Raw genomic sequence first — 26,995 nt, forward strand, 5'->3', positions numbered from 1 at the left:
CGATGCCCCGTTTTGCCGCCAATCTCTCGATGATGTTCACCGAGGTGCCGTTCCTCGACCGCTTCGATGCCGCGGCGCAAGCCGGCTTCACCGCGGTCGAGTTCCTGTTTCCCTATGATCATCCGGCCGAGGTGGTGGGCGAGCGGCTCAAGCGCAACGGCCTGACCCAGGCGCTGTTCAACCTGCCGCCGGGTGACTGGAATGCCGGCGAGAAGGGGTTTGCGGCACTCCCGTCACGGTTCAACGATCTTAAGGCGAGCCTGGAGACGGCGCTGCCTTATGCCAAGGCGACCGGCGTCAAGCGCCTGCATCTGATGGCCGGCATCGCCAACCGCGGCGAGCGCGTCGCGATCGAGGCCTTCTACAAGTCGGTGGCCTGGGCCGCGGAATTCTTCGCGCCGCACGGCATCGACATCGTGATCGAGCCGATCAACGCACGCAACGTGCCCGGCTACTTCCTCAACGATTTCGGCTTCGCCCGCGATCTGATCCAGGAGTTGCGGCTTTCGAACCTCAAGCTCCAGTTCGACATCTATCACTGCCAGATCATCCATGGCGACGTCACCATGCGGCTGCGCGAGATGATGCCGATCATCGGCCACGTCCAGATCGCCAGCATCCCTTCGCGCAACGAGCCAGACGGCGAGGAACTGAACTATCCGTTCCTGTTCGACGAGCTCGACCGGCTCGGCTATGCGGGCTTCGTCGGCTGCGAATACAATCCCCGCGGCAAGACCACCGATGGGCTTGCCTGGTTCAAGCCTTATGCCGGAGTGAAGCCGTGACCCTTGCGTTGGGCTGCATCGCCGACGACTACACCGGCGCCTCCGATCTCGCCAACACGCTGACGCGCGCGGGCCTGCGCACCGTGCAGACCATCGGTGTGCCCGCCGACGATCTCGCGCTGCCCGAGGTCGATGCCGTCGTGGTGTCGCTGAAGAGCCGCTCGATCGAAGCCGGCCTCGCGGTGTCGCGCTCGCGCGCCGCTGAAACATGGCTGCGCGGCCGCGGCGCGGGCCACGTGTTGTTCAAGATCTGCTCGACCTTCGATTCCACCGATGCCGGCAATATCGGCCCGGTGATGGACGCGTTGCGCGCCGATTGCGGCCAAGCTGTCGTGCTGGTGACGCCGGCGTTCCCGGAGACAGGCCGTACCGTCTACCAGGGCAACCTCTTCGTCGGTGCCGCGCCGCTCAACGAGAGCCCGCTGAAGGACCATCCGCTCAACCCGATGCACGATTCGAACCTGGTGCGAGTGCTGGCGCGCCAGAGCAGGACACAGATCGGCCTCGTCGATCTCGCCACCGTGACGCGCGGCGCGGGCGCCGTGCGGGCGCGATTGGCCGAGTTCGCGGGCAAGGGCGTCGGCGCCGCGATCATTGACGCCGTCTTCGACCGCGACCTCGAGACCATCGGTCTCGTCGCTGGCGAACATCGGTTGTCGGTAGGCGCCTCCGGCATCGGGCTGGGACTGGCGCGTGCGTTGGTGTCGACGGGCAAGGTCAGGTCGGCGTCACGGAGCGCCGAAACCGGCGCGCCGGTCGGCGGACCGGCGGCATGCCTTGCCGGAAGCTGCTCGCAGGCGACGCTTCAGCAGATCGCCAACGCCGAACGCATCATGCCGGTGCTTCATCTCGATCCGGACCGTATCATTACGGGGGCGGGCGAAGCACAGCGCGCGCTGGACTGGGCAAGGCCACGACTGGCCGAGGGGCCGGTGCTGATCGCATCGAGCTCGACACCCGATCAGGTCGCCGCGCTGCAGGCGCGCCACGGTCGCGACGCCGCCGGCCATGCGATCGAGCAGGCCATGGCTGATATTGCAGAAAGCCTCGTCAAATCAGGCGTGCGGCGTTTGGTCGTTGCCGGTGGCGAGACATCCGGCGCCGTAGTAGATCGGTTGAGGATTCCCGGGTTTCTCGTAGGAGTGGAAATCGCCGCGGGCGTTCCAGTGTTGCGCGCGGTCGGCGCCGAAAGCGACATGCTGCTCGCTCTGAAGTCCGGAAATTTCGGCGGAGCAGAGTTTTTCTCCGACGCGCTTAGACTCATGCGCTGAGCGCAGGACATTTTTAGCTGACTGTTCATTTCTTTCGGGCTCCGTACTCGCACGGAGTCGCAGTTAACATCCGCACAAATGCTCCGTTGGATGTCGGCGCTGCTCCCTTTGATTGATTCGTAAAACTCCGGACGCGCGCCCGCGCCAGTACAACGAGACCCGATTATGTTTGCCAAACTCTCCATCCGCACCAAAATCATCAGTGTCGTGGCATTCCTGCTGGTCGCGATGACCGGCATGGGCCTGCTCGCCGTCATGAAGATGCGGTCGATGAATGCCAATACCGTGGACATCACCACAAACTGGCTGCCCAGCGTGCGGGTGATCGGCGACCTTCGCGCCAGCGTCATCACGTATCGTAACGTGGTGCGCCAGCACATGCTGGCTGAAGGCTTGGAGGACAAGCTTGCGGTGGAGAAGACCGCCGCCACCGTGACGGAAGCGCTGGCCAAGGTGCGCAGCAGGTACGAGGCAATGATCAGCTCTCCGGAAGAGCAAGCTCTCTATAACCAGTGGTCCAAGCTCTGGGACGAGTACAAGAAGGGCACCGAGGAGGTCATGGCGCTGTCGCGCAAGGAGGCCGGCAAGCTCCCGCGCGAAGCCCAGGAACTCAACTCCAAGACGGTCAACAAGATCGGGCTCCAGGCGGACGAGGTCCTGAACAAGGACATCGAGCTTAACACCAAGGGCGGCGAACAGGCGGCGCAGAATGCGGCCGACAGCTATTCCTTCGCGCTCACGCTGGTCTCGATCATTCTCGGCACTGCCGTCGTCCTTGGTATCGGCGTCAGCTTCTATCTCGTCCGAGACGTGTCCCGCGGCATCAACTCGATCATCGAGCCGATGCAGGCGCTGGGTAAGGGCGACCTCTCCCCCGAAGTCCCGCATCGCGGCGAGAAGACGGAGATCGGCGCCATGGCAGACGTGCTCCAAATCTTCAAGGAAGCCCTGATCGCCAAGAAGGCCGCCGACGAAGCTGCCGCGGCCGACGCAGAAGCCAAGATCGAGCGCGGCCGCCGTGTCGACAACATCACCCGCGAATTCGAAGCGATGATCGGCGAGATCGTCCAGACCGGTCGTCGGCCTCGACCCAGCTCGAAGCCTCCGCCTCGACCCTGACCGCGACCGCCGACCGTTCGCAGCAACTGGCGACCACGGTGGCCTCCGCTTCGGAGGAAGCCTCGACCAACGTGCAATCGGTCGCCTCGGCGACCGAAGAGATGGCTTCGTCGGTCGGCGAGATCAGCCGTCAGGTGCAGGAATCGGCGCGGATGGCGGGCGATGCCGTCGGCCAGGCGCGCGCCACCACCGAGCGCGTCAGCGAGCTCTCCAAGGCCGCCGCGCGCATCGGCGACGTCGTCGAGCTGATCAACACCATCGCTGGCCAGACCAATCTGCTCGCGCTGAATGCCACCATCGAAGCCGCACGTGCCGGCGAGGCCGGTCGCGGCTTCGCCGTGGTCGCCTCCGAGGTGAAGGCGCTCGCCGAGCAGACCGCGAAGGCGACCGGCGAGATCGGCCAGCAGATATCCGGCATCCAGGCGGCAACCAACGACTCGGTGGGCGCGATCAAGGAGATCTCCTCGACCATCGAGCGTCTGTCGGAGATCTCTTCGGCGATTGCAGCGGCGGTGGAAGAGCAGGGCGCGGCGACGCAGGAAATCGCCCGCAACGTGCAGCAGGCTGCGCAGGGCACGCAGCAGGTGTCGTCGAACATCACCGACGTGCAGCGCGGCGCGACCGAGACCGGCACGGCTTCATCGCAGGTGCTGTCGGCGGCGCAGATGCTGTCGAACGATTCGAACCGGCTCAACACCGAAGTCAGCAAGTTTCTGACCAACGTCCGCGCGGCCTGACTGGTTGCAATTCAGCGACCAAAAGAGCGGAGCGACTCGTTCGGCGGCCGTTGACAGTTTGGCTCGGAGCCGCCCAGCGGGTCCGAGCCTGTAGCCGAGTGGCCCGTCTTCCGTTTCCGATACTCCAGTAAGAATGCGGAGCATTGCTCCGCATGACCTCCGTAGGAATGCGGAGTATGGCTAATGGTTTCATCACATGTCGCGCGCATAAAGACAGGGCCGAACTTCGTGCGCAACTCGGGGGGAGCTGTGCGCCCGATGAGCAATTGGTGCACCGGCAAGCTTGGGGTATCTGATGTCCTGGATCAATAATCTGCGCATTTCCATCAAGGTTTCTGCGGTGTTTGTCGCGATCTGTCTCGTCGTCGCCGGCAGCACCGGGGCAATCTACAATTCGCTGAGCGTGATGAGCTCGACGGCGAAAATGACCGTTCATACCTATGAGGTGCTTGAGCAGCTTTCCGGCCTTGTCAGCGCCATGGTCAATCAGGAAACCGGTGTTCGCGGCTATCTCGTGTCGGGCGATGCGGGCTTTCTCGCCCCCTATGAGGCCGGGCAAAAACAGTTTCAGGCGGCGGCGGCCAAGGTCGGCAGCCTGACCTCGGATAACGCGACGCAGCAGAAGCGCCTTGATCAAGTCAGGGCGTTCGCGAGTGACTGGGCGACCAACATCGCGCAGCGCGAAATCGCGCTGATGAAGGATCCGGCAACTCAGGCAAAGGCCCGCGAGCTCGAAGCATCCGGCGCCGGCAAGAAAGCGATGGATGGCTTGCGCGCCGTGGTGCAGGAGATGGACAAGGAAGAGCGATCGTTGTTGTCGGTGCGGGCCGCGGCTGCCGACGCTGCGTCCAGCAACGCAACTCTGTCCATGCTGATCGGTGGCCTCGTCACCCTGCTGCTATCGCTTGTGGGCGCCTTCGGCGTCGCGTTCGCGGTGACCCGCCCAATCCAGCGCATCACCACGGAGATGGGGATTCTTGCGCAGGGTGACACATCGGTGGTCGTGTCGGGCACCGAACGCAAGGACGAGATCGGCGAGATGGCCCAGGCGGTTCAGGTGTTCAAGACAAATGCGATCGAGGTCGAGCGGTTGAAGGCGGAACAGGTCGAGGCTGAGCGACGGAATGCGGAGCAACGCAAGCAAGACATGATCAGGCTCGCAGACGATTTCGAAGGCGCTGTCGGTCAGATCATCGGAACGGTCTCGTCCGCCTCGACCCAGCTCGAGGCGTCGGCCAGTACCCTGACGGGTACGGCCGAACGCTCGCAGCAACTGGCGACCACGGTGGCCTCCGCTTCGGAGGAAGCCTCGACCAACGTGCAATCGGTCGCCTCGGCGACCGAAGAGATGGCTTCGTCGGTCGGCGAGATCAGCCGTCAGGTGCAGGAATCGGCGCGGATGGCGGGCGATGCCGTCGGCCAGGCGCGCGCCACCACCGAGCGCGTCAGCGAGCTCTCCAGGGCCGCCGCGCGCATCGGCGACGTCGTCGAGCTGATCAACACCATCGCTGGCCAGACCAATCTGCTCGCGCTGAATGCCACCATCGAAGCCGCACGTGCCGGCGAGGCCGGTCGCGGCTTCGCCGTGGTCGCCTCCGAGGTGAAGGCGCTCGCCGAGCAGACCGCGAAGGCGACCGGCGAGATCGGCCAGCAGATATCCGGCATCCAGGCGGCAACCAACGACTCGGTGGGCGCGATCAAGGAGATCTCCTCGACCATCGAGCGTCTGTCGGAGATCTCTTCGGCGATTGCAGCGGCGGTGGAAGAGCAGGGCGCGGCGACGCAGGAAATCGCCCGCAACGTGCAACAGGCTGCGCAGGGCACGCAGCAGGTGTCGTCGAACATCACCGACGTGCAGCGCGGCGCGACCGAGACCGGCACGGCTTCATCGCAGGTGCTGTCGGCGGCGCAGATGCTGTCGAACGATTCGAACCGGCTGAAGACCGAGGTCAGCAAGTTCCTGACCAACGTCCGCGCGGCGTAAAGCGCGGTCCATCGATCAAACGGTCCATGAATCAACCCCCTGAGCGGCGCCGAAAGCGCCGCTCTTTTTTCGGTAGCATGATGTCGCTTGCAGCAAGCATTCTAAGTCTTTGCCAGTAATCTTACGGGCGTGCCGTTTCATGGAAGGTTAAACTGGATTTACGAGTATTGAGCGGGGGCAGCCCCGCAAGAGGCGGGTTCCCATTGATCTCACACTGAATCGGTATTTGGGGGGACCCTGATGCGCAAGAATTTTCCGGTCACGGCCGTCGAATATCCCGTCAGCGACGAGACGCTGATCGTCTCCCGTACCGATCTCAAGGGCAAGCTCACCTACTTCAATGAGGACTTCATTGCCGCTGCCGGCTTCACGTCGGCGGAACTCATGGGGCAGCCGCACAACATCGTCCGCCATCCCGACATGCCGCCGGAGGCGTTCTACAATCTGTGGGACACGCTGAAGGGCGGCAAGCCGTGGCTCGGCGCGGTGAAGAACCGCCGCAAGAACGGCAACTTCTACTGGGTGCTGGCGACGGCCTCGCCGATCCGCGAGAACGGCGAGGTCAAGGGCTATACCTCGATCCGCACCAAACTGCCGGCCGACCAGCGCAAGCTCGCCGAAGAGGTCTACGCCGCCATCCGCGAGAAGAAGCCGCATGGCTATCGCATCGACGCCGGCATCATCCGCCGCCGCTCCTGGCTCGACCGCTTCAGCATCTTCACCGGCACGCTGAAGGCGCGCCTGGTCACGACCATGGTGCTCCAGGCGCTGTTCATGCTCGCGCTCGGCATCGGCGGCGCGCTCTCCACCGGCGGTTCGGCCAGCCTGATCCTGTCGGCGCTTGCCGCCGTGGGCGCCGCCATCCTCTGCTTCGCCGGCTTTGCGACCATGCGTGCGATCCAGGAGCCGATGCGGCAGCTCAACGACACTCTGGTCAACATCGTGCAGGACAAGCTCGACAACCGGATCGTGATCGAGCGCGACGACGAGATCGGCGAGGCCCTGCGCAACCTTCAGACCGTGCAAACCATCGTCCGCTTCAGCCGCGACGAGGTGCAGGCGGTGCAGCGCCGGGCCGAGGCGCAGCGCAAGGCCGACATGACCAAGCTCGCCGACGGTTTCGAGGCCGCGATCGGCGAGATCGTCGAGACCGTGTCGTCGGCGGCAACCGAGCTCGAGGCTTCGGCCTCGACGCTGTCTTCGACCGCCGGTCGGGCGCAGGAATTGGCGACGGTGGTCGCAACCGGCTCGGAAGCAGCGTCGACCAATGTCCATTCGGTAGCTTCGGCTGCCGAAGAGATGTCGTCCTCGGTGCGCGAGATCGGCCGCCAGGTGCAGGATTCCAGCAGGATCGCGAGCGAGGCGGTCAGTCAGGCCCACGCTACCACCGAACGTGTCAGTGAATTGTCGCGAGCCGCATCGCGGATCGGCGACGTCGTCGAGCTCATCAATGCGATTGCCGGCCAGACCAACCTGCTGGCGCTCAATGCCACGATCGAGGCGGCGCGGGCGGGCGAGGCCGGTCGCGGCTTCGCGGTGGTCGCCTCCGAGGTCAAGGCGCTTGCCGAGCAGACGGCCAAGGCCACGGGCGAGATCGGCCAGCAGGTCGGCGGCATTCAGTCGGCGACGCAGGATTCAGTCGGAGCCATCGGCGAGATCAGCGGCACCATCGCGCGTCTGTCGGAGATCGCCTCGGCGATCGCAGCGGCCGTGGAGCAGCAGGGCGCGGCGACCCAGGAGATCGCGCGCAACGTTCAGGAGGCGGCCCGGGGCACGCAACAGGTCTCGTCCAACGTCGGCGACGTCCAACGCGGCGCCTCCGAAACCGGCTCGGCCTCCTCGCAGGTGCTGACTGCGGCGCAGATGCTGTCGCGCGATTCCAACCGCCTCAAGCTCGAAGTCGGCAAGTTCCTGGACTCGGTCCGTGCCGCCTAGCGGCACGTGGCCGCATGGCTGCGATGTCCGTTTTGCAGTGCGGTAGCAGGGAAGTGAATGCAGGATAGTTCTGGTAATTAGCGTTTCCGGCGGTGCTCAGGTAAAGGGGAAAAGGGGGTCGCCGTGGGGGGCGGATTCCTCATTTCGCTTGACCTGGAATTGCCTGGCGCATGATTGCTCTGGTCCGTATTGCCCTGAGCCGGCCTTATACGTTCGTCGTGCTCGCGCTGCTGCTGCTGATCATCGGACCGCTCGCGGCGGTGCGAACCCCGACCGACATCTTCCCGGATATCCGTATTCCCGTCATCGGCGTGGTCTGGCAGTACACCGGGCTGCCGCCGGACCAGATGTCCGGCCGCATCACCACGCCGTTCCAGCGCGCGCTGACGACCACGGTCAATGACATCGAGCACATCGTCGCCAACTCCTACAACGGCTTTGGCATCATCAAGATCTTCTTCCAGCCCAACGTCGACATCCGCACCGCCAACGCCCAGGTGACCGCGATCTCGCAGACGCTGCTCAAGCAGATGCCGCCGGGCGCGACGCCCCCCTTGATCCTGAACTACTCGGCTTCCACCGTGCCGATCATACAGGTGGCCCTGTCGGGCGACGGGCTCACCGAGCAAAATCTCGCCGATATCGGCATCAACCAGCTTCGTACGCCCCTGGTCACGGTGCCGGGCGCGGCGATTCCCTATCCGTTCGGCGGCAAGCAGCGCCAGGTCCAGATCGACCTCAACCCCACAGCGCTCCAGGCCCGCGGCCTCTCGGGCCAGGACGTCGCCAATGCGCTGGCGGCCCAGAACCTGATCACACCGGTCGGCACCCAGAAGATCGGCCAGTTCGAGTACAACATCCAGCTCAACAACTCGCCGCTCCGGATCGACGAGCTCGGTAACCTGCCGATCAAGACCGTCAACGGCGCCATGGTCTATGTGCGCGACGTCGCCACGGTGCGCGACGGCAATCCGCCGCAGACCAACATCGTCCATGTCGACGGCAATCGCTCGGTGCTGATGATGGTGCTGAAGGCGGGCGCGACCTCGACACTCGATATCATTGCCGGCATCAAGCAGAAGGTCATTGACGTCAAGGACCAGCTGCCCGACGCACTGAAGATCGGTTTCATCGGTGATCAGTCGGTGTTCGTCCGCGGCGCGATTCAAGGTGTGGCCTTCGAGGGCGTGATCGCGGCGCTCCTCACCAGCGTCATGATCCTGCTGTTCCTCGGCAGCTGGCGCTCGACCATCATCATTGCGGTCTCGATCCCGCTGTCGGTGCTGGGCGCCATCATCATGCTGTCGGCGATCGGCGAGACGTTGAACATCATGACGCTCGGCGGCCTCGCGCTCGCGGTCGGCATCCTCGTCGACGATGCCACGGTCACGATCGAGAACATCAACTACCATCTGGAGCAGGGCAAGCCGGTCGAGCAGTCCATCCTCGACGGCGCCAACCAGATCGTGACGCCGGCCTTCGTCTCGCTGCTCTGCATCTGCATCGTGTTCGTGCCGATGTTCTTCCTCACCGGCGTCGCGCGCTTCCTGTTCGTGCCGATGGCCGAAGCGGTGATGTTCGCGATGATCTGGTCGTTCATCCTGTCGCGCACGCTGGTGCCGACCATGGCGAACTATTTGTTGCAGGCGCACGTCCATCACGAGGATGGACCGCCGAAGTCGCGCAATCCTCTGGTCTGGTTCCAGCGCGGCTTCGAGGCACGGTTCGAGCGCATCCGCGGCTTCTATCGCGGCCTGCTCGGGCTTGCGCTGGCGCACCGGGCGGTGTTCGTCATCGGTTTCATCTGCATCGTCGGCGCGTCCTTCGCGCTGGTGCCGTTCCTGGGGCGCAACTTCTTCCCCGCCGTCGATGCCGGCAACATCCTGATGCATGTCCGCACCCAGGTCGGCACTCGCGTCGAGGAGACCGCCAATCAGCTCGCCGACGTGCAGAAGGCGGTGCGCAAGCTGATTCCGGGCGAGATCGAGACCATGACCGACAATATCGGCATGCCGATCTCCGGCATCAACATGACCTACAACAACACCGGCGTGGTCGGCCCGCAGGACGGCGACATTCAGATCAAGCTGAAGGAAGGCCACAAGCCGACCGAGGAGCATGTCCGCGTGCTGCGCGAGCAGCTGCCGCGGCTGTTCCCAGGCGTCAGCTTCGCGTTCCTGCCCGCCGACATCGTCAGCCAGATCCTGAATTTCGGGGCGCCGGCGCCGATCGATCTGCAAATCCGCGGCGCCAATGTCGGCGCGAATTTCGCCTATGCCAACAGCCTGCTGGCGAAGGTCCGCAAGATTCCCGGCGTTGCCGATGCGCGCATCCAGCAGTCGCCGAACCACCCGACCTTCAACATCGATGTCGACCGCACCCGCGCGCAATATGTCGGCCTGACCGAACGCGACGTCACCAACAGCCTCGTGGTCAATCTCGCCGGCTCCTCGCAGGTGGCGCCGACCTACTACCTCAATCCCGACAACGGCGTGTCCTACTCGATCGTGATGCAGACGCCGCAATACCAGATCGACTCGCTCAGCGCGCTGCAGACCCTGCCGGTCACCGCGGCCGGCAATGCGCAGTCGCCGATCCTCGGCGGCATCGCCGACATCAAGCGCTCGACGTCGAGTGCGGTCGTCTCGCAATACGACATCCAGTCGATGGTTCAGATCTTTGCCACGACCTCGGGCCGCGATCTCGGTGCGGTCGCCGCCGATATCCGCCAGCTGATCGCGGACACCGCGAAGGATGTGCCGAAGGGCTCTTCCGTGGTGCTGCTCGGCCAGGTGCAGACCATGAACAGCGCCTTCACCGGCCTGCTGTTCGGCCTGCTCGGGGCCGTCGTGCTGATCTACTTCCTGATCGTCGTGAACTTCCAGTCCTGGTCCGACCCGTTCGTGATCATCACCGCGTTGCCGGCCGCGCTTGCCGGCATCGTCTGGATGCTGTTCGTGACCGAGACCACGCTGTCGGTGCCGGCGCTGACCGGCGCCATCATGTGCATGGGCGTTGCCACCGCCAACAGCGTGCTCGTGATCTCCTTCGCCCGCGAGCGCTACGAGGAACTCGGCGATCCCGTCGCCGCCGCGCTCGAAGCCGGCTTCGTCCGGTTCCGCCCCGTGCTGATGACCGCACTTGCCATGATCATCGGCATGGCGCCGATGGCGTTGGGGTTGGGTGAGGGCGGCGAGCAGAATGCGCCGCTGGGCCGCGCCGTGATCGGCGGCCTGATCTTTGCAACATTCGCCACGCTGATGTTTGTTCCCGTGGTGTTCAGCATGGTTCACAAGAAACAAGGCGCCAGACCCGCCGCCTCATTGGAGACTCCGCATGTCGCCCACTGAACCCCGCTCGCCGGTGTCGCACCGGAAACTGGGCATCTTCGGCGTGGTGGCGCTGATTGCGGCAGGCCTTGTCGTCGGCACCGGCATCCGTGCCCGCGAGGAGCAGGGCTCCAAGCTGAAAGAGTGGACTGACGACCAAGCCGTTCCCAGCGTGGCGGTGACGCTGCCCAATGCCAAGGACCTCAACGCCACCATCGACCTGCCGGGCCGGCTGGAAGCCTACTACCGCGCCCCTATCTTCGCGCGCGTGTCGGGCTATTTGAAGAGCTGGAGTGCCGACATCGGCGCCCGCGTCAAGGCCGGCCAGGTGATTGCCGAGATCGAGGCGCCCGACCTCGATCAGCAGCTGCTGCAAGCCCGCGCCGACCTTACCAGCCAGCAGGCCAGCGCCAGGCTGTCGGAGGCAACGCTGAACCGGCGCAAGACGCTGGTCGCCTCCAACTTCGTCTCCGCGCAGGAGATCGACGAGCGCACCGCCGACCTCTCCAACAAGAAGGCCGCCGTCAATTCGGGGCAGGCCAATGTCGAGCGCCTGGAAGCGCTCGCCGGCTACAAGAAGATCACAGCGCCGTTCGACGGCGTCGTCACCGCGCGCGACACCGACGTCGGCGCGCTCATCAATGCCGGCGGCGGCTCGGGCCCGGCGATGTTCGTGATCTCGGACATCACCAAGCTGCGCGTCTACGTCAACGTGCCGCAGAACTACGTGCCGGCGATCAAAATCGGGGCCAGAGCGATCATCACGCTGCCGGAATATCCCAATCGGACTTTCCAGGCGACTGTGGAGGCTTCCTCGCAGGCCGTCGACGTCGCCTCCGGCACCACGCGCATGCAGCTCGGGCTCGACAATTCCAGAGGCGAGTTGATGCCCGGCGGCTATGCCAGCGTGAAGCTCAGCCTGCAGCGTGACTCCGCGCCGCTCAGCATCCCCGCCAGCGCCTTGATCTTCAACGGCAGCGGCCTGCGTGTGGCGACGGTCGGGTCCGACGACAAGGTGCTGTTCAAGCCGGTCACGATCGCGCGCGATCTCGGCCGCGAAATCGAGCTCGCGTCGGGCATCGCGCCGGACGATCGCGTCATCACCGCCCCGCCGGATGGTCTGTCGGATGGCGATGCGGTGCGCGTGGTTGGCGCGGGTGCCAAGAGTAAGCCGACAACCGCGTCGGAGAAGCAGGCGCCGAAGAGCTGAGACGGTCTCGTGCCCCGGACGCAGCGCAGCATGCAATGATGCGCTGCTGAGCCGGGACCCATCTCTCCTTCTGTGCCGTGCTGCCTTTTTGGGGCCCGGCTCTGCGGAGCGGCATTACATGCCGCACCGCGTCCGGGACACGAGGGCCAACTACGCCGCCCGCCACTCCGGCACGCCATCCGCGGCCATCGCGATCTCGCCGAGTGAGCCGACCGGCGTGCGATCCATATTGAGCAGACGTGCCAGCGTCGCGCCGTCGGTCGCCGGAATCCGCGCCAGCGTGCGCCGGTCATCTTCGGTGCGCAGCATCACCACGCCGTGCTCGACATCGCCGCTGCGGCCATAGAGCACCGTAAAGCTCTCGACCTTGCCTTTGCCTCCGGCCTCCGTGACGAACTCCGGCACCGCGCGCTTGTTGCGATCCGCCTGCGTTTGCACGCTCGTCTCCTGCGCCAGCGCCTCGCGCGGCGGGCTCTTCGACACCACCAAGGCATGGTGCTTGGTGACGAAGCCGCCCTGGCCGTAGAGCAGGCCGAGTCCGGCGCCGCCGCGCAGGCGCCGCACCATCGCGCAGGCCGCATGCGTCATGTAGGTGTTGAGCGGCGCCCCGAAGAAGGTAAGCCCGCCGGTCACGGTCGGCTGCACGTCCGCGCCCAGGCCGAGCGTCCGCCGCGCCATCTTGGGCACGCAGGGAAAGCAGCTGTAGAGCTCGATCGCATCGAACTTTCTGCCGTCGCCGCCGGCGAGGTCCATCACGGCGTTCAGCACCGCGTTCTGCGGATGGCTCTCGTAAAACTGATCGCGCAGGAGATAATCGCGCGGTTCTTCGGCCGAGGCGCCGCCGAGCGGGTAGACGAGCTTGTCCTCGGCGATGCCGGCCTCACGCGCCTTGGCAAGACTGGTGAGCAGCAGCGCGCCACCCATATTGACGCTCGGGTTGGCAACCATAAGCTTGTTGTAGGGCCACGCGATCAAGCGGTTGTCGGCGGTCGGCGTCGTGATCTCCTCGGGCCCATAGCGCCGCTTCAGCCAAGCATTCGGATTTTGCGCGGCGGCTTCCGAATAGCGCGACCACAGCACACCGGACTCCGCCATGGCCTCGCGCGGCGTCTGTCCCCAATGGGCAGAGGAGGCCGCCTCATAGAACGGATAGACCGTGACGGGGCGGAATACGCCGAGCTTGACCGCCAGCGGCTTCTGGAAAGCCGCGCCGCGCTTGGGCTCCTCGACGTCGTGGGCGAACGGGGTCCATGGCAGCTTGACGCCCGCACGCTCCGCCTTGGTCGCGGTCGACTGCGCCTCCGCGCCGCATACGGCCGCCACAGTGCATTCGCCGCGCGCAATGCGCTTTGCGGCCTCGTGGATGTAGCGGATCGGGCTCTCGCCGCCAACGGGGCCGTAATAACAATGCGAAGGCGCGATCCCGAGCCGCTGCGCCAAAAGCCTCTCCGGATCGCGATAGCGCCAGCTCAGGAAATTGACGAGGTCGAGCGATTGCACGTCACCGAGCAGCTTTGTGCCGGCGTCCTGCTCGGCCCGCCGCAGCGCCTGCTCGAGCAGGTCGAGTGGCTCGAGGCCTGCGGTGATCTCCTTGGGGCGGTCGACGATCTCGCCGACGCCGACGATGACGGGGATGCGGTCAGGGGAAACAGTCGTCATTGTTCTTGCTTTTCACTCTCTCAGATTTCTCCGACCTCATCCTGAGGAGCCTGCGCGGCAGGCGTCTCGAAGGATGGGCCGCGGGCTCTCATGGTTCGAGACGGTGCTTGTGCGCCTCCTCACCATGAGGGTCTACACCATCATTCCCCCACCAGTGCATTCATATGCTCGACGGCTTCGGCAAACTCTTCCTTGAACTCCTGTACCACCACGCCGGCCGATTTCACGCTGTCGATCAGGCCGACGCCCTGGCCGACGAAATAGCTGACGAGATCGCGAGCTTTCGCATTCCCGCTCGCCGCCGCGCGGTCGATGGAGTTGAGGGCGTCGCGGCTGATGATGCTTTGCAGCGGCATTGGCAGCGCGCCGGGGCTTTCCGGCGAGCGATCCCAGGCGTCGGTCCAGACCGAGCGGAGCTGCCGTGCCGGCTTTCCGGTGCGGCCCTTCGAGCGCACAGCGTCGCGGGAGGAAGCAGCGATCATCTTCTCGCGAAAGATCTCAGTGGTCTCGGCCTCGACGGTCGCAAGCCACACCGAGCCGGTCCACGCGCCGGCCGCGCCCATCGCCATGCAGGCCGCCATCTGCCGTCCGGTCATGATGCCGCCGGCCGCGAGCACCGGCACGTCGCGGATCGACTTGATCGCCTTGATCACCTCCGGCACCAGCACCATGGTCGAGACCTCGCCGCAATGGCCTCCGGCCTCGGTGCCCTGCACCACGAGGATGTCGACGCCGGCCGCGACCTGGCGCAGCGCGTGTTCCTTGGCGCCGACAAGCGCTGCGACCGGCACTCGGTGTCTCTTGCCCATCTCGATCATCGCCTTCGGCGGAACGCCCAGCGCATTGGCGATCAGCCGTATCGGATGACGGAAAGAGACTTCGAGCAGTTCCAGCGCGGTCTTGGCGTCGAACGGCTGCGGCTGGTCGTCCGCGACCTCCGTGGTGGTCAGTTCGATGTCGTACTTCTTCAGGAGATCGCGCGTATAGTTGCGATGCTCTTGCGGTACCCGCGCTTCCAGGCTCTTCCAGGTGACGTCCTTCTCGCCCGCGGTCGAGATGTTCTCGGGGATCAGCACGTCGATGCCGTAGGGCTTGCCATCGACATGCGCATCGATCCAAGTCAGCTCGCGTTCGAGCGTCTCCGGCGTGTGCACGGTCGCGCCCAGCACGCCAAAGCCGCCGGCGCGGCTGACGGCGGCAACGACGTCGCGGCAATGGCTGAAAGCGAGCAGCGGGAACTCGATGCCCAGCATGTCGCAGATCGGCGATTTCATGGCCCTCTCCCGGCAGCAGCCATCGCGTTGCTGTTGTTGCTTTGCTTGCGAAGGCGCTCGACGCTAGCCCATCGCCATCCGCGATGCCAAGCAGGATTTGGTGGCGCATCTTGCGTACAGGCGCCGCGAAGCGGATGAGCCATTCCGCTGCACAAAATAAGCGGCCCGGAGCCGCCCGATTTGCCTCTTGCGCTTTCGAGAGCGACAGCAAATGCTGGCGCACAACAACAGAAAAATCAGGGAGCGCCAATGTCGTCAACGCAATCGAACCCGGACCGCGCCGCCGAAGCCTACGACGTGGTCGTCGTCGGTGCCGGCTTCGCCGGTCTGTACATGCTGCATCGCCTGCGCGGGCTCGGCTTCTCCGCCCGCGTCTACGAGCAGGGCGGCGGCGTCGGCGGCACATGGTACTGGAACCGCTATCCCGGCGCGCGCTGCGATGTCGAGAGCATGCAATATTCCTATTCCTTCTCCGAAGAGCTGCAGCAGGAATGGGACTGGAGCGAACGCTACGCGCCGCAACCAGAGATCCTGAAATATGCCAACCACGTCGCCGACCGCTTTGATCTGCGCCGCGACATCCAGTTCAACACCCGCGTCCAGCGTGCCGCATTCGACGAGCGCGCGACATGCTGGTCGGTGACGACCTCCGACGGCAAGACGGTCGAAGCCAAATTCGTCGTGCTCGCCACGGGTTGTCTCTCCAACGCACGCAAGCCGGACATCGAGGGCCTGGAGAACTTCAAGGGGCCCGTCTACCACACCGGCAACTGGCCGCATGAAGAGGTCGACTTCACGGGCCTGCGCGTGGGCCTGATCGGCACGGGATCATCGGGCATCCAGTCGGCTCCCATCATCGCAGAGCAGGCGAAACATCTCACGGTGTTCCAGCGCACCGCGAATTTCTCCGTTCCCGCCCGCAATGCCGCGTTGACCGATGAGGAGCGCAGCGCGTTCCGCAAGAACTATCCGGAGATCCGCCGCTTCGCCCGCGAGGTCGCCCGCAACGGCATCTATGCCGAGCAGCCGGATCGTGGCGCGCTCGATGACAATGACGATGTCAGGCGCGCCAAGTATTCGGCGCGCTGGGAGCGCGGCGGGCTCACATTCATGTATGCCTATAACAATCTCGGCCTCGACCGGGCCGCGAACGACACCGCGGCGGATTTCGTGCGCGGCAAGATCGCCGAGATAGTGCAGAACCCTGACACCGCGAAGCTGCTTCAACCGAGCAGCCACCCGATCGGCACCAAGCGCATCTGCGTCGATACCGACTATTTCGCGACCTTCAACCGGCCGAACGTCTCGCTGGTGGACATCAACACCAACCCGATTCAAGAGATCACCGCAAACGTCGTGCGCGTCGCGGGGAAGGACCACGAGGTCGATGCGCTGGTGCTGGCGACCGGCTTCGACGCCATGACCGGCTCGGTCGCCAGGATCGACATTCTGGGCCGTGGCGGGCAAACGCTGAACCAGAAATGGGCCGAGGGACCCAAAACCTATCTCGGCCTGATGAGCGCGGGTTTTCCAAACCTCTTCATCATCACCGGGCCCGGCAGCCCGTCGGTGCTGTCGAACATGATCGTGTCGATCGAGCAGCATGTCGACTGGATCGCCGATTGCCTCGTTCACATGCGCAAGCAGGGGCTCGCCACCATGGAGGCGGGCCGGGAGGCCGAGGAGAGATGGGTCACCCATGTCAACGAGGTCGCTCACGGCACGCTCTATCCGCAAGCCAATTCCTGGTACATGGGCGCCAACATCCCGGGCAAGCCGCGCATCTTCATGCCTTACATCGGCGGCGTCGGCGTCTACCGGCGAATCTGCGACGAGGTTGCGGCGAAGGGATATGAGGGATTTACGATGGAGCGGGCGGAGCAGGGGATGGCGGCGGCGTCTTAGGTGACGCCGTCATTCCGGGGCTCGCGCCAGCGAGAAGCCCGGAATCCATTTTTTCGAGAATTCCTGCGGCCCCGATGGATTCCGGGCTCGCTGTTCGGGCGGCCCGGAATGACGGGGGAGGCGGCGGCTTGCCATGACGAAACGGTGAGTTGCCCCGCCGGGCAATGCATTTCCGGGGCCTTGTCATCGGCCGTTCGCGGGCTAATTAATGCAGACGCATCTTTCCGCCGGAGCCCACGCATGACCGACGCCCCCGCCTACGTGCCGCCAAAAGTCTGGACCTGGAACAAGGAGAATGGCGGACAATTCGCCAGCATCAATCGCCCGATCGCCGGCCCGACCCATGACAAGGTGCTGCCGGTCGGCAAGCATCCCTTGCAGCTCTATTCGCTGGCGACACCGAACGGGGTGAAGGTAACGGTGATGCTGGAGGAGCTCCTGGCCCTGGGCCACAAGGGCGCTGAATACGACGCCTGGCTGATCAAGATCGGCAACGGTGATCAGTTCGGTAGCGGCTTCGTCGACATCAACCCCAACTCGAAAATCCCGGCACTGATGGATCGCTCCGGGCCTGAGCCGATCCGCGTGTTCGAGTCCGGCTCGATCCTGTTCTACCTCGCCGAGAAGTTCGGCGCCTTCCTGCCGAAGGACATCAAGACACGCACCGAGGCGATGTCCTGGCTGTTCTGGCAGATGGGCAGCGCGCCGTATCTCGGCGGCGGCTTCGGCCATTTCTATGCGTACGCGCCGTTCAAGATCGAATACGCCATCGATCGTTTCGCGATGGAAGTCAAACGCCAGCTCGACGTGCTCGACCGCCGCCTCGCCGACAACGAATATCTCGCGGGCAAGGACTACACCATCGCCGACATCGCGGTGTGGCCCTGGTACGGCGCGCTCGCCAAGGGGCTGGTCTATGGCGCCGGCGAATTCCTTTCGGTGCAGGACTACAAGAACGTGCAGCGCTGGACCGACCAGATCGCCAAGCGTCCGGCCGTGAAGCGCGGGCGCATGGTCAACCGCATCTCCGGCGACCCCGCCAGCCAGCTCCACGAACGCCACGACGCCAGCGATTTCGAGACCAAGACCCAGGACAAGCTCGCGCCCGCGACGTAGGTGTTGGGCTCGCTCGCCCCGCTTGCGGCAGGGCTACCGCATTTGGGAGCGACTTCGCCGCCGTCATCCTTCGAGACGCCCGTCTGATGCGGGCTCCTCTCTATGAGCCACCTGTCAGGCGTCGTCTGAGGTGGTTCATGGTTCCATGTGCAGCGTCCGCTTTCGGCGCTGGGGACTCAGGATGAGGACGGAGTTCGCGCCAGCAGTTTCGGCGGGCTCGATGCCAATGAACCTCATCCCGAGGAGACCGCTGGAAGCGGTCGTCTCGAAGGACGAGGCGCTTGCTCGCCCCGACGCATTGAGGCGATAGTCCCGCGCAGGCGGCGCGACGGCTAACTCGTCTTTACACCTTCCGCCGCCGGGAAAACCACGCGGTCATCGGTGCGGCAATAGCGGTCAGCGAACATGCGGCCGATCGGGTGATAGCGGTCCATGTGCACCCGCATCGCCTCGGGATCCCACAGTTCGTCGCGGATGTGGAAGTGGATGCCTTCGCCCATGATCAGGCGGCGATCATTATTGACGTCGATCATCTTCCAGAGCTTGCACTCCATCGCCCAGGGCGTGTCGGCGAGCCGCGGCACGGCGACCTTGGTCGATGGCGCGAGCTTCAGCCCGAGATGGTCGGGCTCGCCGATCTCAGGCGGAAAATCGCCGCTGCTCTCGTGCATCGCTCTTGCCAGCGGTTCGTCGGCGATGTTGACCACGAACTCGCCGGTCCGCTGGATGTTGAGGAACGTGTCCTTGTCCTCGCCGTTCGGCTTGCGGTTCGCCGCGAACATGCAGAGCGGCGGATCTTCGCAGAATGCGTTGAAGAAGCTGAACGGGGCGGCGTTGACCACGCCGGTCGGCCCGAGTGAGGTCACCCACGCGATCGGCCGCGGCAAAATGAAGGAGGTCAGCACCTTGTAGCGCTCGCGTGGCGTCAGGTCGCTGGCGGCGTAGTCCATGATGGCTCCTGGGCAAGTCGTCATTGCCGGGCTTGACCCGGCAATCCATCAATTCCGAAGAAATGTTCTCTTCGATGGATGCAGTGGTCAAGCCCGCGAATGACGAGGAGAGATCACGCCATGCTCAGCTCGTGCCGGCCGACCACCATCCAGTGCACCTCGTCCGGACCGTCGGCAAAGCGCAGGTGGCGCACGTCCTGGTACATTTCGGCCAGCGGGGTCCAGTGCGAGATGCCGGTGGCGCCGTGCATCTGGATCGCCTGGTCGATGATCTTGCAGGCGCGCTCCGGCACCATGGCCTTGACCATGGAGACCCAGACGCGGGCTTCCTTGTTGCCGAGCACGTCCATCGCCTTGGCGGCCTTCAGCACCATCAGCCGCATCGCCTCGATCTCGCAGCGGGCCTGCGCGATGATCTGCATGTTGCCGCCGAGATGGGCGATCTTCTTGCCGAAGGCTTCGCGGGTGAGGCCACGCTGCACCATGAGGTCGAGCGCCTTCTCTGCCTTGCCGATGGTGCGCATGCAGTGATGGATGCGGCCCGGGCCGAGGCGGAGCTGCGAGATCTCGAAGCCGCGGCCTTCGCCGAGCAGCATGTTCTCCTTCGGCACGCGGACGTTGTTGAAGCGCATATGCATGTGACCGCGCGGGGCGTGGTCCTGGCCGAACACGTACATGGGCCCGAGCACCTCGACGCCGGGCGTGTCGCGCGGCACCAGGATCTGCGACTGCTGCTTGCTCGGCGCCGCATCCGGATTGGTCTTCACCATCACGATCAGGATCTTGCAGCGGGGATCGCCGAGGCCGGAGATGTAATATTTCTCGCCGTTGATGACCCATTCGTCACCGACGAGTTTCGCGGTGGTCGAGATGTTCTTGGCGTCGGAGGAGGCGACGTTCGGCTCGGTCATCACATAGGCCGAGCGGATCTCGCCGTTGAGCAGCGGCTTCAGCCACTTCTCCTTCTGCTCCTTGGTGCCGACGCGCTCCAGCACCTCCATGTTGCCGGTGTCGGGCGCCGAGCAGTTCATGGTCTCGGAGGCCAGCGGGCTCTTGCCGAGCTCGGCCGCGATATAGGCATAGTCGAGATTCTTCAGGCCCTGGCCGGTCTCGTCATCGGGCAGGAAGAAGTTCCACAAGCCCTCCTGCTTGGCCTTGTTCTTGGCCTTCTCCAGCACCTCGAGCTGCTTTGGCGTGAAGCTCCAGCGATCCTCCTTGCCTTCGCCCGCCTTGGCGAATTCGATCGACATCGGCTCGACGGTGTCGCGGATGAACTTCTTGACGTGGTCATAGAGTGGACGGACCTGGTCCGACATCCTGAGATCGTTGAGCTCGTCGCCGGGATTGAGCGTGTAGTTGGTGGTGCGGGGAATGTAGGTGTGTTTTGTCATTGTTCCTCCCGGGGCGCTAGAATGTGTTGAGCGCAAGAATAGTCGCAGCGCCGCCAAAGTGCGAGCGCGCTTTTGTCACGCGAGCCATGCCACGCGATGCAATATCGCGAGGTCGTTTGAAATGTTGTTTGAATGGGGCGGCGCGAGTGGGTTGAGCGCCGTCAGATCCTCACGACTCCGTCATTGCGAGCGCAGCGGAGCAATCCAGAATCTTACCGCGGCGGCAGTCTGGATTGCTTCGTCGCAAGAGCTCCTCGCAATGACGAGGAGAGTCCGAGGCCTCACGCCGGCATCCGATGCATGGCACAGATCTTGTTGCCGTCGAGATCGCGCAGGTAAGCCAGATAGAGCTGGCCGCCCGGGCCCTGGCGAATGCCGGGCGGATCCTCGATGGATTTTGCGCCGGCTGCGATACCAGCCGCGTGCCAGGCGTCGACCTGCTCCGGGGAATTGCAGGCAAAGCCGATCGTGCCGCCATTCGCGCAGGTTGCCGGTTCACCGTTGATCGGCTTCGAGACCGAGAAGACGCCGGTTTTGGTGATGTAGAAGATGCGATGGCCGTCGACCCTGGCCGGCCGCACTTCGAGCGTGCCGAGCAGCTTGTCGTAGAACGCCTTGGCCTTGTCGAGGTCGTTGGTGCCGATCATGACGTGTGAAAACATTTGCCCGTTCCCTCTGCGCTCACAAACAGAAACCGCAGGGTGGACAAAGCGCAGCGTGCCCACCACCACACTCGCAGGGCTTATGGTGGGCGCGGCGCAGGAGCGCCTTTGCCCACCCTGCGAGATCTCAAAACGCCGTATAGCCGCCATCGATCACGAACGTATCGGCAGTGTGATACGACGACGCCTTGCTCATCAGATACACCGCGATGCCGCCGAAATCGGATGCCTCGCCGAAGCGCCGCATCGGAATGCGTGGCATGACGTTGGCGACGAACTTGTCGTTGGCCATGAGCCCTGCCGTCATGTCGCTCTTGATCCATCCTGGCAGGATCGCATTGGCGGTGACTCCATAGCGTGCCAGCTCGACGCCGAGCGCGCGTACCAGCGCGTTGATCGCCGCCTTGGTCGCCGCATAGTGCTCGTTGCGCGCGGTGCCGAAGATCGAGGCGAGGCTCGAGGTCGCGACGAGGCGGCCAAAGGGATCGCCGGCATTGGCGCGCTCGGTCATGTGCTTCGCCGCGGCCTGGAACGCGTGGAACACGCCGTCGAGGTTGGTTGCGAACATCGTGCGCCATTCCTCCTCGGTGCGTTCGATGAAGGAGCGCCGTCCGCCGCCGCCGATGCCGGCATTGGCGAAGCAGCCGTCGACCCGGCCGAACGTGTCGAGCGTCGCCTTCATCGCGGAATTGACCGAGGCTGGGTCGGTGACGTCGCAGACGCGGGTGTCGACCTTGCCGGCAAGGCCGGCCATGCTCGCGGCAGCGGACTTGTTCTTGTCGGCATTTCGGCCCCAGATCGAGACGTTGCAGCCTTGCGCCGCGAGCGCCTGCGCAATGCCGAGCCCGATGCCGCCATTGCCGCCGGTGATCACGGCCACGCGGCCGGTGAGGTCGAAAAGGTTCATGGCGCGTTTCCTGTTCCTGACAAGACTTCCTGGCATGAGGCGTATCAGCCGCTGCGCACAAGATTGCTTGCTATGCTCCGATCACCATGGACAAGGTCGCGACAAAAATCAAATATGCGCCCCGGCAAAGTAATTCCGGTCTGCGAAACTATCGCGGGTCGCAACTGACGAGGAAACCATGCAGTTCAAACACGTCACGCTCGATTTCGATGGCGCCGTCGCGGTCCTCAAGCTCGACCATCAGGAGGTGATGAACGCGGTCTCCGTGGACATGCTGGGGGGTCTCGCCGAGGCGCTCGATGCGATCGAGGAGAAGAAGGACGAGGTGCGCTGCGTGGTGCTGACCGGCGCGGGCCGCGCGTTCTGCACGGGTGCGAATCTCCAGGGCCGCAACAATCAGTCGAAGAAGACCAAGGCCGGCCTGACGCTGGAAACCGGCTTCCACCCTTTCCTGCGCCGCATCCGCAATCTGCACTGTCCGATCGTGACCGCGGTCAACGGTCCCGCCGCCGGCGCCGGCATGAGCTTCGCGCTGCTCGGCGACATGATCCTGTGCGCGCGCTCGTCCTATTTCCTGCAAGCCTTCCGCCGCATCGGCCTCGTGCCGGATTGCGGCTCGACCTGGCTCTTGCCGCGCCTCGTCGGCCGGGCGCGCTCGATCGAATTGTCGCTGATGGGCGAGCGGCTGCCGGCGGAGAAGGCGCTGGAATGGGGCCTCGTCAACCGCGTCTACGACGACGGCGTGCTGATGGAAGAGGCGATGAAGCTCGCGCGCGATCTCGCCAGCGGCCCGACCATCGCATTGTCGCTGATCCGCAAGCTCTATTGGGACAGCCCGGAAAATTCCTTCGAGGATCAGCTCAATCTCGAATTCCAGTGCCAGCTCCGTGCCGGCGACACCCAGGATTTTCGCGAGGGCGTCGGCGCGTTTCTCGAGAAGCGTCCCGCGCAGTTCAAGGGCAAATGATCGAGGCCGAGCTCTCGCGCAGCGTCGCGCGCTGGTGCAGCGGAGCAAGCGGCGTCACGGGCGCGGCAAAGCTGTCCGGCGGCGCCAGCCAGGAAACCTGGCGCTTCGATATCGTGCATCCCGATGGGCCGATCGGCGCGATCCTGCGCCGCTCGCCGAAGGGCTATGGCGCGGCGCCAACGCGCGCGGCAGGCCTTGCCGCTGAAGCGCAGCTGATGCAGCTCGCCTTCGAGGCCGGCGTTCCGTCGCCGCGCGTGCTGCATGTGTTGACGGTCGAGGACGATCTCGGCACCGGCTTCATCATGCAGCGGGTCGAGGGCGAAACCATCGCGCGCAAGATTCTTCGCGATGAGGAGTACGCGGCGGCGCGGCCCCTGCTGGCGCGGCAGATCGGCGGCATTCTCGCAGCCCTTCACAGGCTGCCGCAGGACAAATTGCCCGAGCTGCGCAGAAGGGGCGCGACCCAGGAAATCGCCGAGTTTGAGCGCGACTATCGTAGTTTGAACTGGCCCAAGCCCGTGTTCGAGCTGGCGCTGCGCTGGCTGCGCGACCACGATCCCGGTCCCGCGGCCGAGACCACGCTGGTTCACGGCGATTTCCGCAACGGCAATCTCATCATCGGCGCCGACGGCGTCCGCGCCGTGCTCGACTGGGAGCTCGCCCATCTCGGCGACCCCATGGAGGATCTCGGCTGGGTCTGCGTCAATTCCTGGCGGTTCGGCGAAATCGACAAGCCTGTCGGCGGTTTTGGCACACGCGAGGAGTTGTTCGCGGGCTACGAGGCGGCCGGCCGCAAGGTCGACCCCTCGCGCGTGACATTCTGGGAAGTGATGGGCACGCTGCGCTGGGGCATCATGTGCGGCGGCATGATGCAGCGCTTTCGCGAGGGCCCCGATCATTCCATGGAGCGCGCCATGATCGGACGCCGCGCCAGCGAGACCGAGATCGATCTCTTGCGGCTGCTGGCGCCGCGCGGGAGCTGAACCATGCAGGACGAACCGATCCCGATCGAGCTGACCAAGTCCGTCGCCGATTTCCTCCGTAACGACATCGCGCCGCTGATCTCGGGTCACCAGGCCTTCAAGCTGCGCGTCGCCATCAACATCCTCGATCTCGTGACGCGGCAGCTGACGCGGGAGGATGAGAGCGATGCGAAGGAGATCGAGCGCCTGCGCGCGCTGCTCGGCCTGGAGGGCTCAATCGCCGAACTCAACCGCGTGCTCGCCGAGCGCATCGCCAGGGGAGAAGTCGATCTCGCGACACCCGGTCTCGCCGAGCATCTCTGGGCGACCACGATGGACAAGCTCGCGGTGGATCAGCCGAACTACGCATCGTACAGGCGCGAGCTGGACCGAAGCGGATAGCTCTCTCACCGTCATTCCGGGGCGTCGCGAAGCGACGAGCCCGGAATCCATTTATCCACTGTCTCTGACGCTTAATGGATTCCGGGTTCGCGCCTGAGAGGTGGAATGACCGAGCAAAGCGCGGTCACTTCCCCACCCATTTCGGCGGCCGCTTCTCCGAGAACGCCTTCGGGCCCTCGATGTAGTCCTGCGAGGCGACCATCGCCTTCACCGCAGGGTACTCGCGCTGCTCCTCGATCGCCTGCTCCAGCGACACGCCAAGCCCCTTCTGGATCGCCTGCTTCGAGGCCCGGATCGACATCGGCGAGTTCTTGCTGATCATCTCGGCCCAGCGCAGCGCGGCGTTGAGGGCATCGCCCTGCGGCACCACCTCGTTGACGAAGCCGAGCTCCAGCCCTTCCTTGGCGCTGACATGGCGCGCGGTGAGGATCATGCCCATGGCACGCTTCAGCCCGATCTGCCGCGGCAGGCGGTGCAGGCCGCCGGCAAGCGCGGCGAGGCCGACGCGCGGCTCGGGCAGGGCGAAGGTCGCGTTCTCCGACGCAATGATCAGGTCGCACGCCAGCGCGATCTCGAAGCCGCCGCCCATGGCGACACCGTTCACGGCGGCGATGATCGGCTTGTCGCAGTCGAAGCGTGAGGTGAGACCGGCGAAGCCGCCCTTGTCCCAGCCGCGTTTTCCCCCCGCCGCCTGCCACTTCAAATCGTTGCCGGCGCAGAACGCCTTGTCGCCGCTGCCCGTGACGATGGCGATCCACTGCTCGGGATCTGCGGAGAAATCGTCAAACACCTTCTGAAGCTCGAAATGCGCATCGGTGTGCAGCGCGTTGTAGACCTCGGGCCGCGACAGCGTGACGATCGTGATCGGCCCCTTGCGTTCCACCTTTGAGAATTTCAGCTCCATCGCGCGCTCCCGCATTTTCCCGTGAAGGAATATTGCCGTCATACTACCGCGCGTTGGCGGCAGAGCACCATCGAATTGCGCTGGTGCGCCTTGCGCGCGCCCCACGTCTCGCCTTGCTTGACTTGCACACGCTCTTCTCCGCTTAATCGTGCGAAGCATGAGTGCCCCTAGCGCCTTAACGCAAAACGACAAAATCAATCCGGGAGAGAACCTGTGGATTTCGCATTGCCTGCCGATCTCGTCGCCTATCTGGGAGAGCTCGACCGCTTCATCGAACGCGAGATCAAGCCGCTGGAAGAGGCCGATGACAACATCCGCTTCTTCGACCACCGCCGCGAATGGGCGCGCACCGATTTCGAGAATGGCGGCCTGCCGCGTCAGGAATGGGAGGCGCTGCTGCGCAAAGCCAAGGATCTCGCCGACGCAGCCGGTCACCTGCGCTTTCCGGTGCCGAAGCAATATGGCGGCAAGGACGGCTCCAACCTCTGGATGGCCGTGATCCGCGAGCATTTTGCCGCAAAGGGGCTCGGCCTGCACAACGATCTCCAGAACGAGCACTCCATCGTCGGCAACTTCCCCGTCGTCACCATGCTCGACCGCTACGGCCGCGATGACCAGAAGGCGATGATCGACGGCTCGATCAGGGGCAAGTACCGCATCACCTTCGGCCTGACCGAGCCGCATCACGGCTCGGACGCGACCCACATGGAGACACGCGCGGTGCCCGCGACCCGCGACAACGTCAAGGGCTGGATCATCAACGGCGAGAAGATGTGGACCACCGGCATGCACGTCGCCACGCATTGCGCGCTGTTCGCGCGCACGAGCGGCAATGACGGCGATGCTCGCGGCATCACCTGCTTCCTGGTGCCGGCGAAGAGCCATGGCGTGAAGGTCGAGGAGTACATGTGGACCTTCAACATGCCGACCGACCATCCCCGCGTCAGCTTCACCGACGTGTTCGTGCCGGAGGACGCGCTGTTCGGCGAGGTCGGCCGCGGCTTGTCGCTGGCACAGTGCTTCGTGCACCAGAACCGTATCCGCCAGGCCGCAAGCTCGCTCGGCGCCGCCGTCTACTGCATCAACGAGAGCGTGAAATACGCGCGCGAGCGAAAACCGTTTGGCCGGGCGCTCGCCGAGAACCAGGCAATCCAGTTCCCGCTGGTCGAGCTCGCAACGCAAGCCGAGATGCTGCGCCTTCTGATCCGCAAGACCGCCTGGGAGATGGACCAGCTCACCGAGGACCAGATCGAGCGTACGCTGTCCGACCGTGTCTCGATGTGCAACTACTGGGCAAACCGCCTCGGTTGCGAATCCGCCGACCGCGCCATGCAGGTCCATGGCGGCATGGGCTATTCACGCCACAAGCCGTTCGAGCACATCTACCGCCACCACCGCCGCTATCGGATCACCGAAGGCAGCGAGGAGATCCAGATGCGGAAGGTGGCGGGATTCCTGTTCGGCTACATGGGGCCGGGGAAGCATTGACTGTTGGCGAGGGTAACAATCCAGGTCTTCGTATGGAG

19 protein-coding genes and 1 pseudogene are annotated in these 26,995 nt (G+C 64.6%); 13 read left to right on the forward strand and 7 right to left on the reverse strand.

Annotated elements, in window-relative coordinates; genetic code table 11:
* Positions 1-2 precede the first annotated feature (2 nt).
* From otnI to EHH60_RS17505, 7 genes and pseudogenes are all read left to right on the forward strand, one after another.
* A complete protein-coding gene (gene otnI, locus EHH60_RS17475; RefSeq protein ID WP_124160699.1) occupies positions 3-785 on the forward strand; it encodes a 2-oxo-tetronate isomerase in 783 nt (260 codons plus the stop codon).
* Positions 782-2,056 (forward strand): 3-oxo-tetronate kinase, encoded by a 1,275-nt coding sequence (gene otnK, locus EHH60_RS17480; RefSeq protein ID WP_124160700.1) that lies wholly within the window; start codon positions 782-784, stop codon positions 2,054-2,056. The genes otnI and otnK overlap by 4 nt, the downstream gene beginning before the upstream one ends.
* A gap of 165 nt (positions 2,057-2,221) precedes the next feature.
* Positions 2,222-3,912 (forward strand): annotated as a pseudogene (locus EHH60_RS17485) (methyl-accepting chemotaxis protein).
* Between the two features lie 295 nt (positions 3,913-4,207).
* Positions 4,208-5,896, forward strand: coding sequence for a methyl-accepting chemotaxis protein (locus tag EHH60_RS17490; RefSeq protein ID WP_124160701.1), 1,689 nt, complete (start codon positions 4,208-4,210; stop codon positions 5,894-5,896).
* 240 nt (positions 5,897-6,136) lie between these two features.
* Entirely contained in the window at positions 6,137-7,831 is a 1,695-nt protein-coding gene (locus EHH60_RS17495; protein WP_124160702.1) for a methyl-accepting chemotaxis protein, read from the forward strand.
* 170 nt (positions 7,832-8,001) lie between these two features.
* A complete protein-coding gene (locus EHH60_RS17500; RefSeq protein ID WP_124160703.1) occupies positions 8,002-11,181 on the forward strand; it encodes an efflux RND transporter permease subunit in 3,180 nt (1,059 codons plus the stop codon).
* Positions 11,168-12,370, forward strand: coding sequence for an efflux RND transporter periplasmic adaptor subunit (locus EHH60_RS17505; RefSeq protein WP_124160704.1), 1,203 nt, complete (start codon positions 11,168-11,170; stop codon positions 12,368-12,370). Before EHH60_RS17500 ends, EHH60_RS17505 begins: the two co-directional genes overlap by 14 nt.
* Before the next feature lie 150 nt (positions 12,371-12,520).
* Here EHH60_RS17505 and EHH60_RS17510 read toward each other — a convergent pair whose 3' ends face one another.
* Positions 12,521-14,029 (reverse strand): acetyl-CoA acetyltransferase, encoded by a 1,509-nt coding sequence (locus tag EHH60_RS17510; protein WP_124160705.1) that lies wholly within the window; start codon positions 14,027-14,029, stop codon positions 12,521-12,523.
* 140 nt (positions 14,030-14,169) lie between these two features.
* Positions 14,170-15,303, reverse strand: a complete 1,134-nt coding sequence (locus EHH60_RS17515; RefSeq protein WP_124160706.1) for a nitronate monooxygenase — start codon at positions 15,301-15,303, stop codon at positions 14,170-14,172.
* Between the two features lie 249 nt (positions 15,304-15,552).
* Between EHH60_RS17515 and EHH60_RS17520 the strand changes: the two genes are divergently transcribed.
* The gene (locus EHH60_RS17520; RefSeq protein ID WP_124160707.1) at positions 15,553-17,208 is read left to right on the forward strand and encodes a flavin-containing monooxygenase; all 1,656 of its coding nucleotides are present in this window, start codon (positions 15,553-15,555) and stop codon (positions 17,206-17,208) included.
* A gap of 240 nt (positions 17,209-17,448) precedes the next feature.
* Positions 17,449-18,324, forward strand: a complete 876-nt coding sequence (yghU, locus tag EHH60_RS17525) for a glutathione-dependent disulfide-bond oxidoreductase (protein WP_124160708.1) — start codon at positions 17,449-17,451, stop codon at positions 18,322-18,324.
* Positions 18,325-18,656: 332 nt separating this feature from the next.
* Here the strand turns inward: yghU and EHH60_RS17530 are convergent, their stop codons facing one another.
* The 4 genes from EHH60_RS17530 to EHH60_RS17550 form a co-directional block, all read right to left on the reverse strand.
* Positions 18,657-19,274: a flavin reductase family protein gene (locus tag EHH60_RS17530; RefSeq protein WP_124160709.1), complete on the reverse strand. Its 618-nt coding sequence runs from the start codon at positions 19,272-19,274 to the stop codon at positions 18,657-18,659.
* 113 nt (positions 19,275-19,387) lie between these two features.
* Positions 19,388-20,665, reverse strand: coding sequence for an acyl-CoA dehydrogenase family protein (locus EHH60_RS17535; RefSeq protein WP_035709193.1), 1,278 nt, complete (start codon positions 20,663-20,665; stop codon positions 19,388-19,390).
* A 281-nt stretch (positions 20,666-20,946) separates the two neighbouring features.
* Positions 20,947-21,327, reverse strand: coding sequence for a VOC family protein (locus tag EHH60_RS17545; protein WP_124160711.1), 381 nt, complete (start codon positions 21,325-21,327; stop codon positions 20,947-20,949).
* A 127-nt stretch (positions 21,328-21,454) separates the two neighbouring features.
* Positions 21,455-22,234 carry an SDR family NAD(P)-dependent oxidoreductase gene (locus EHH60_RS17550; RefSeq protein WP_124160712.1) on the reverse strand — a complete coding sequence of 260 codons (780 nt, stop codon included), beginning with the start codon at positions 22,232-22,234 and terminating at the stop codon, positions 21,455-21,457.
* Between the two features lie 178 nt (positions 22,235-22,412).
* Here EHH60_RS17550 and EHH60_RS17555 point away from each other — a divergent pair, with 178 nt between their 5' ends.
* The 3 genes from EHH60_RS17555 to EHH60_RS17565 are packed head-to-tail and all read left to right on the forward strand — an operon-like array spanning position 22,413 to position 24,565.
* Positions 22,413-23,201, forward strand: coding sequence for an enoyl-CoA hydratase/isomerase (locus EHH60_RS17555; protein ID WP_124160713.1), 789 nt, complete (start codon positions 22,413-22,415; stop codon positions 23,199-23,201).
* Complete coding sequence (locus EHH60_RS17560) at positions 23,198-24,184, forward strand: phosphotransferase family protein (protein ID WP_124160714.1); 987 nt, start codon at positions 23,198-23,200, stop codon at positions 24,182-24,184. The genes EHH60_RS17555 and EHH60_RS17560 overlap by 4 nt, the downstream gene beginning before the upstream one ends.
* A 3-nt stretch (positions 24,185-24,187) precedes the next feature.
* The gene (locus EHH60_RS17565) at positions 24,188-24,565 is read left to right on the forward strand and encodes a DUF6285 domain-containing protein (protein WP_124160715.1); all 378 of its coding nucleotides are present in this window, start codon (positions 24,188-24,190) and stop codon (positions 24,563-24,565) included.
* A gap of 124 nt (positions 24,566-24,689) precedes the next feature.
* On the opposite strand, the gene EHH60_RS17570 is transcribed toward EHH60_RS17565, so the two are convergent.
* Entirely contained in the window at positions 24,690-25,469 is a 780-nt protein-coding gene (locus EHH60_RS17570; RefSeq protein WP_124160716.1) for an enoyl-CoA hydratase-related protein, read from the reverse strand.
* 213 nt (positions 25,470-25,682) lie between these two features.
* Here EHH60_RS17570 and EHH60_RS17575 point away from each other — a divergent pair, with 213 nt between their 5' ends.
* Positions 25,683-26,957 (forward strand): acyl-CoA dehydrogenase family protein, encoded by a 1,275-nt coding sequence (locus EHH60_RS17575; RefSeq protein ID WP_124160717.1) that lies wholly within the window; start codon positions 25,683-25,685, stop codon positions 26,955-26,957.
* Positions 26,958-26,995: the final 38 nt, after the last annotated feature.

The organism is Bradyrhizobium sp. RP6 (assembly GCF_003837805.1).
GTDB lineage: Bacteria > Pseudomonadota > Alphaproteobacteria > Rhizobiales > Xanthobacteraceae > Bradyrhizobium.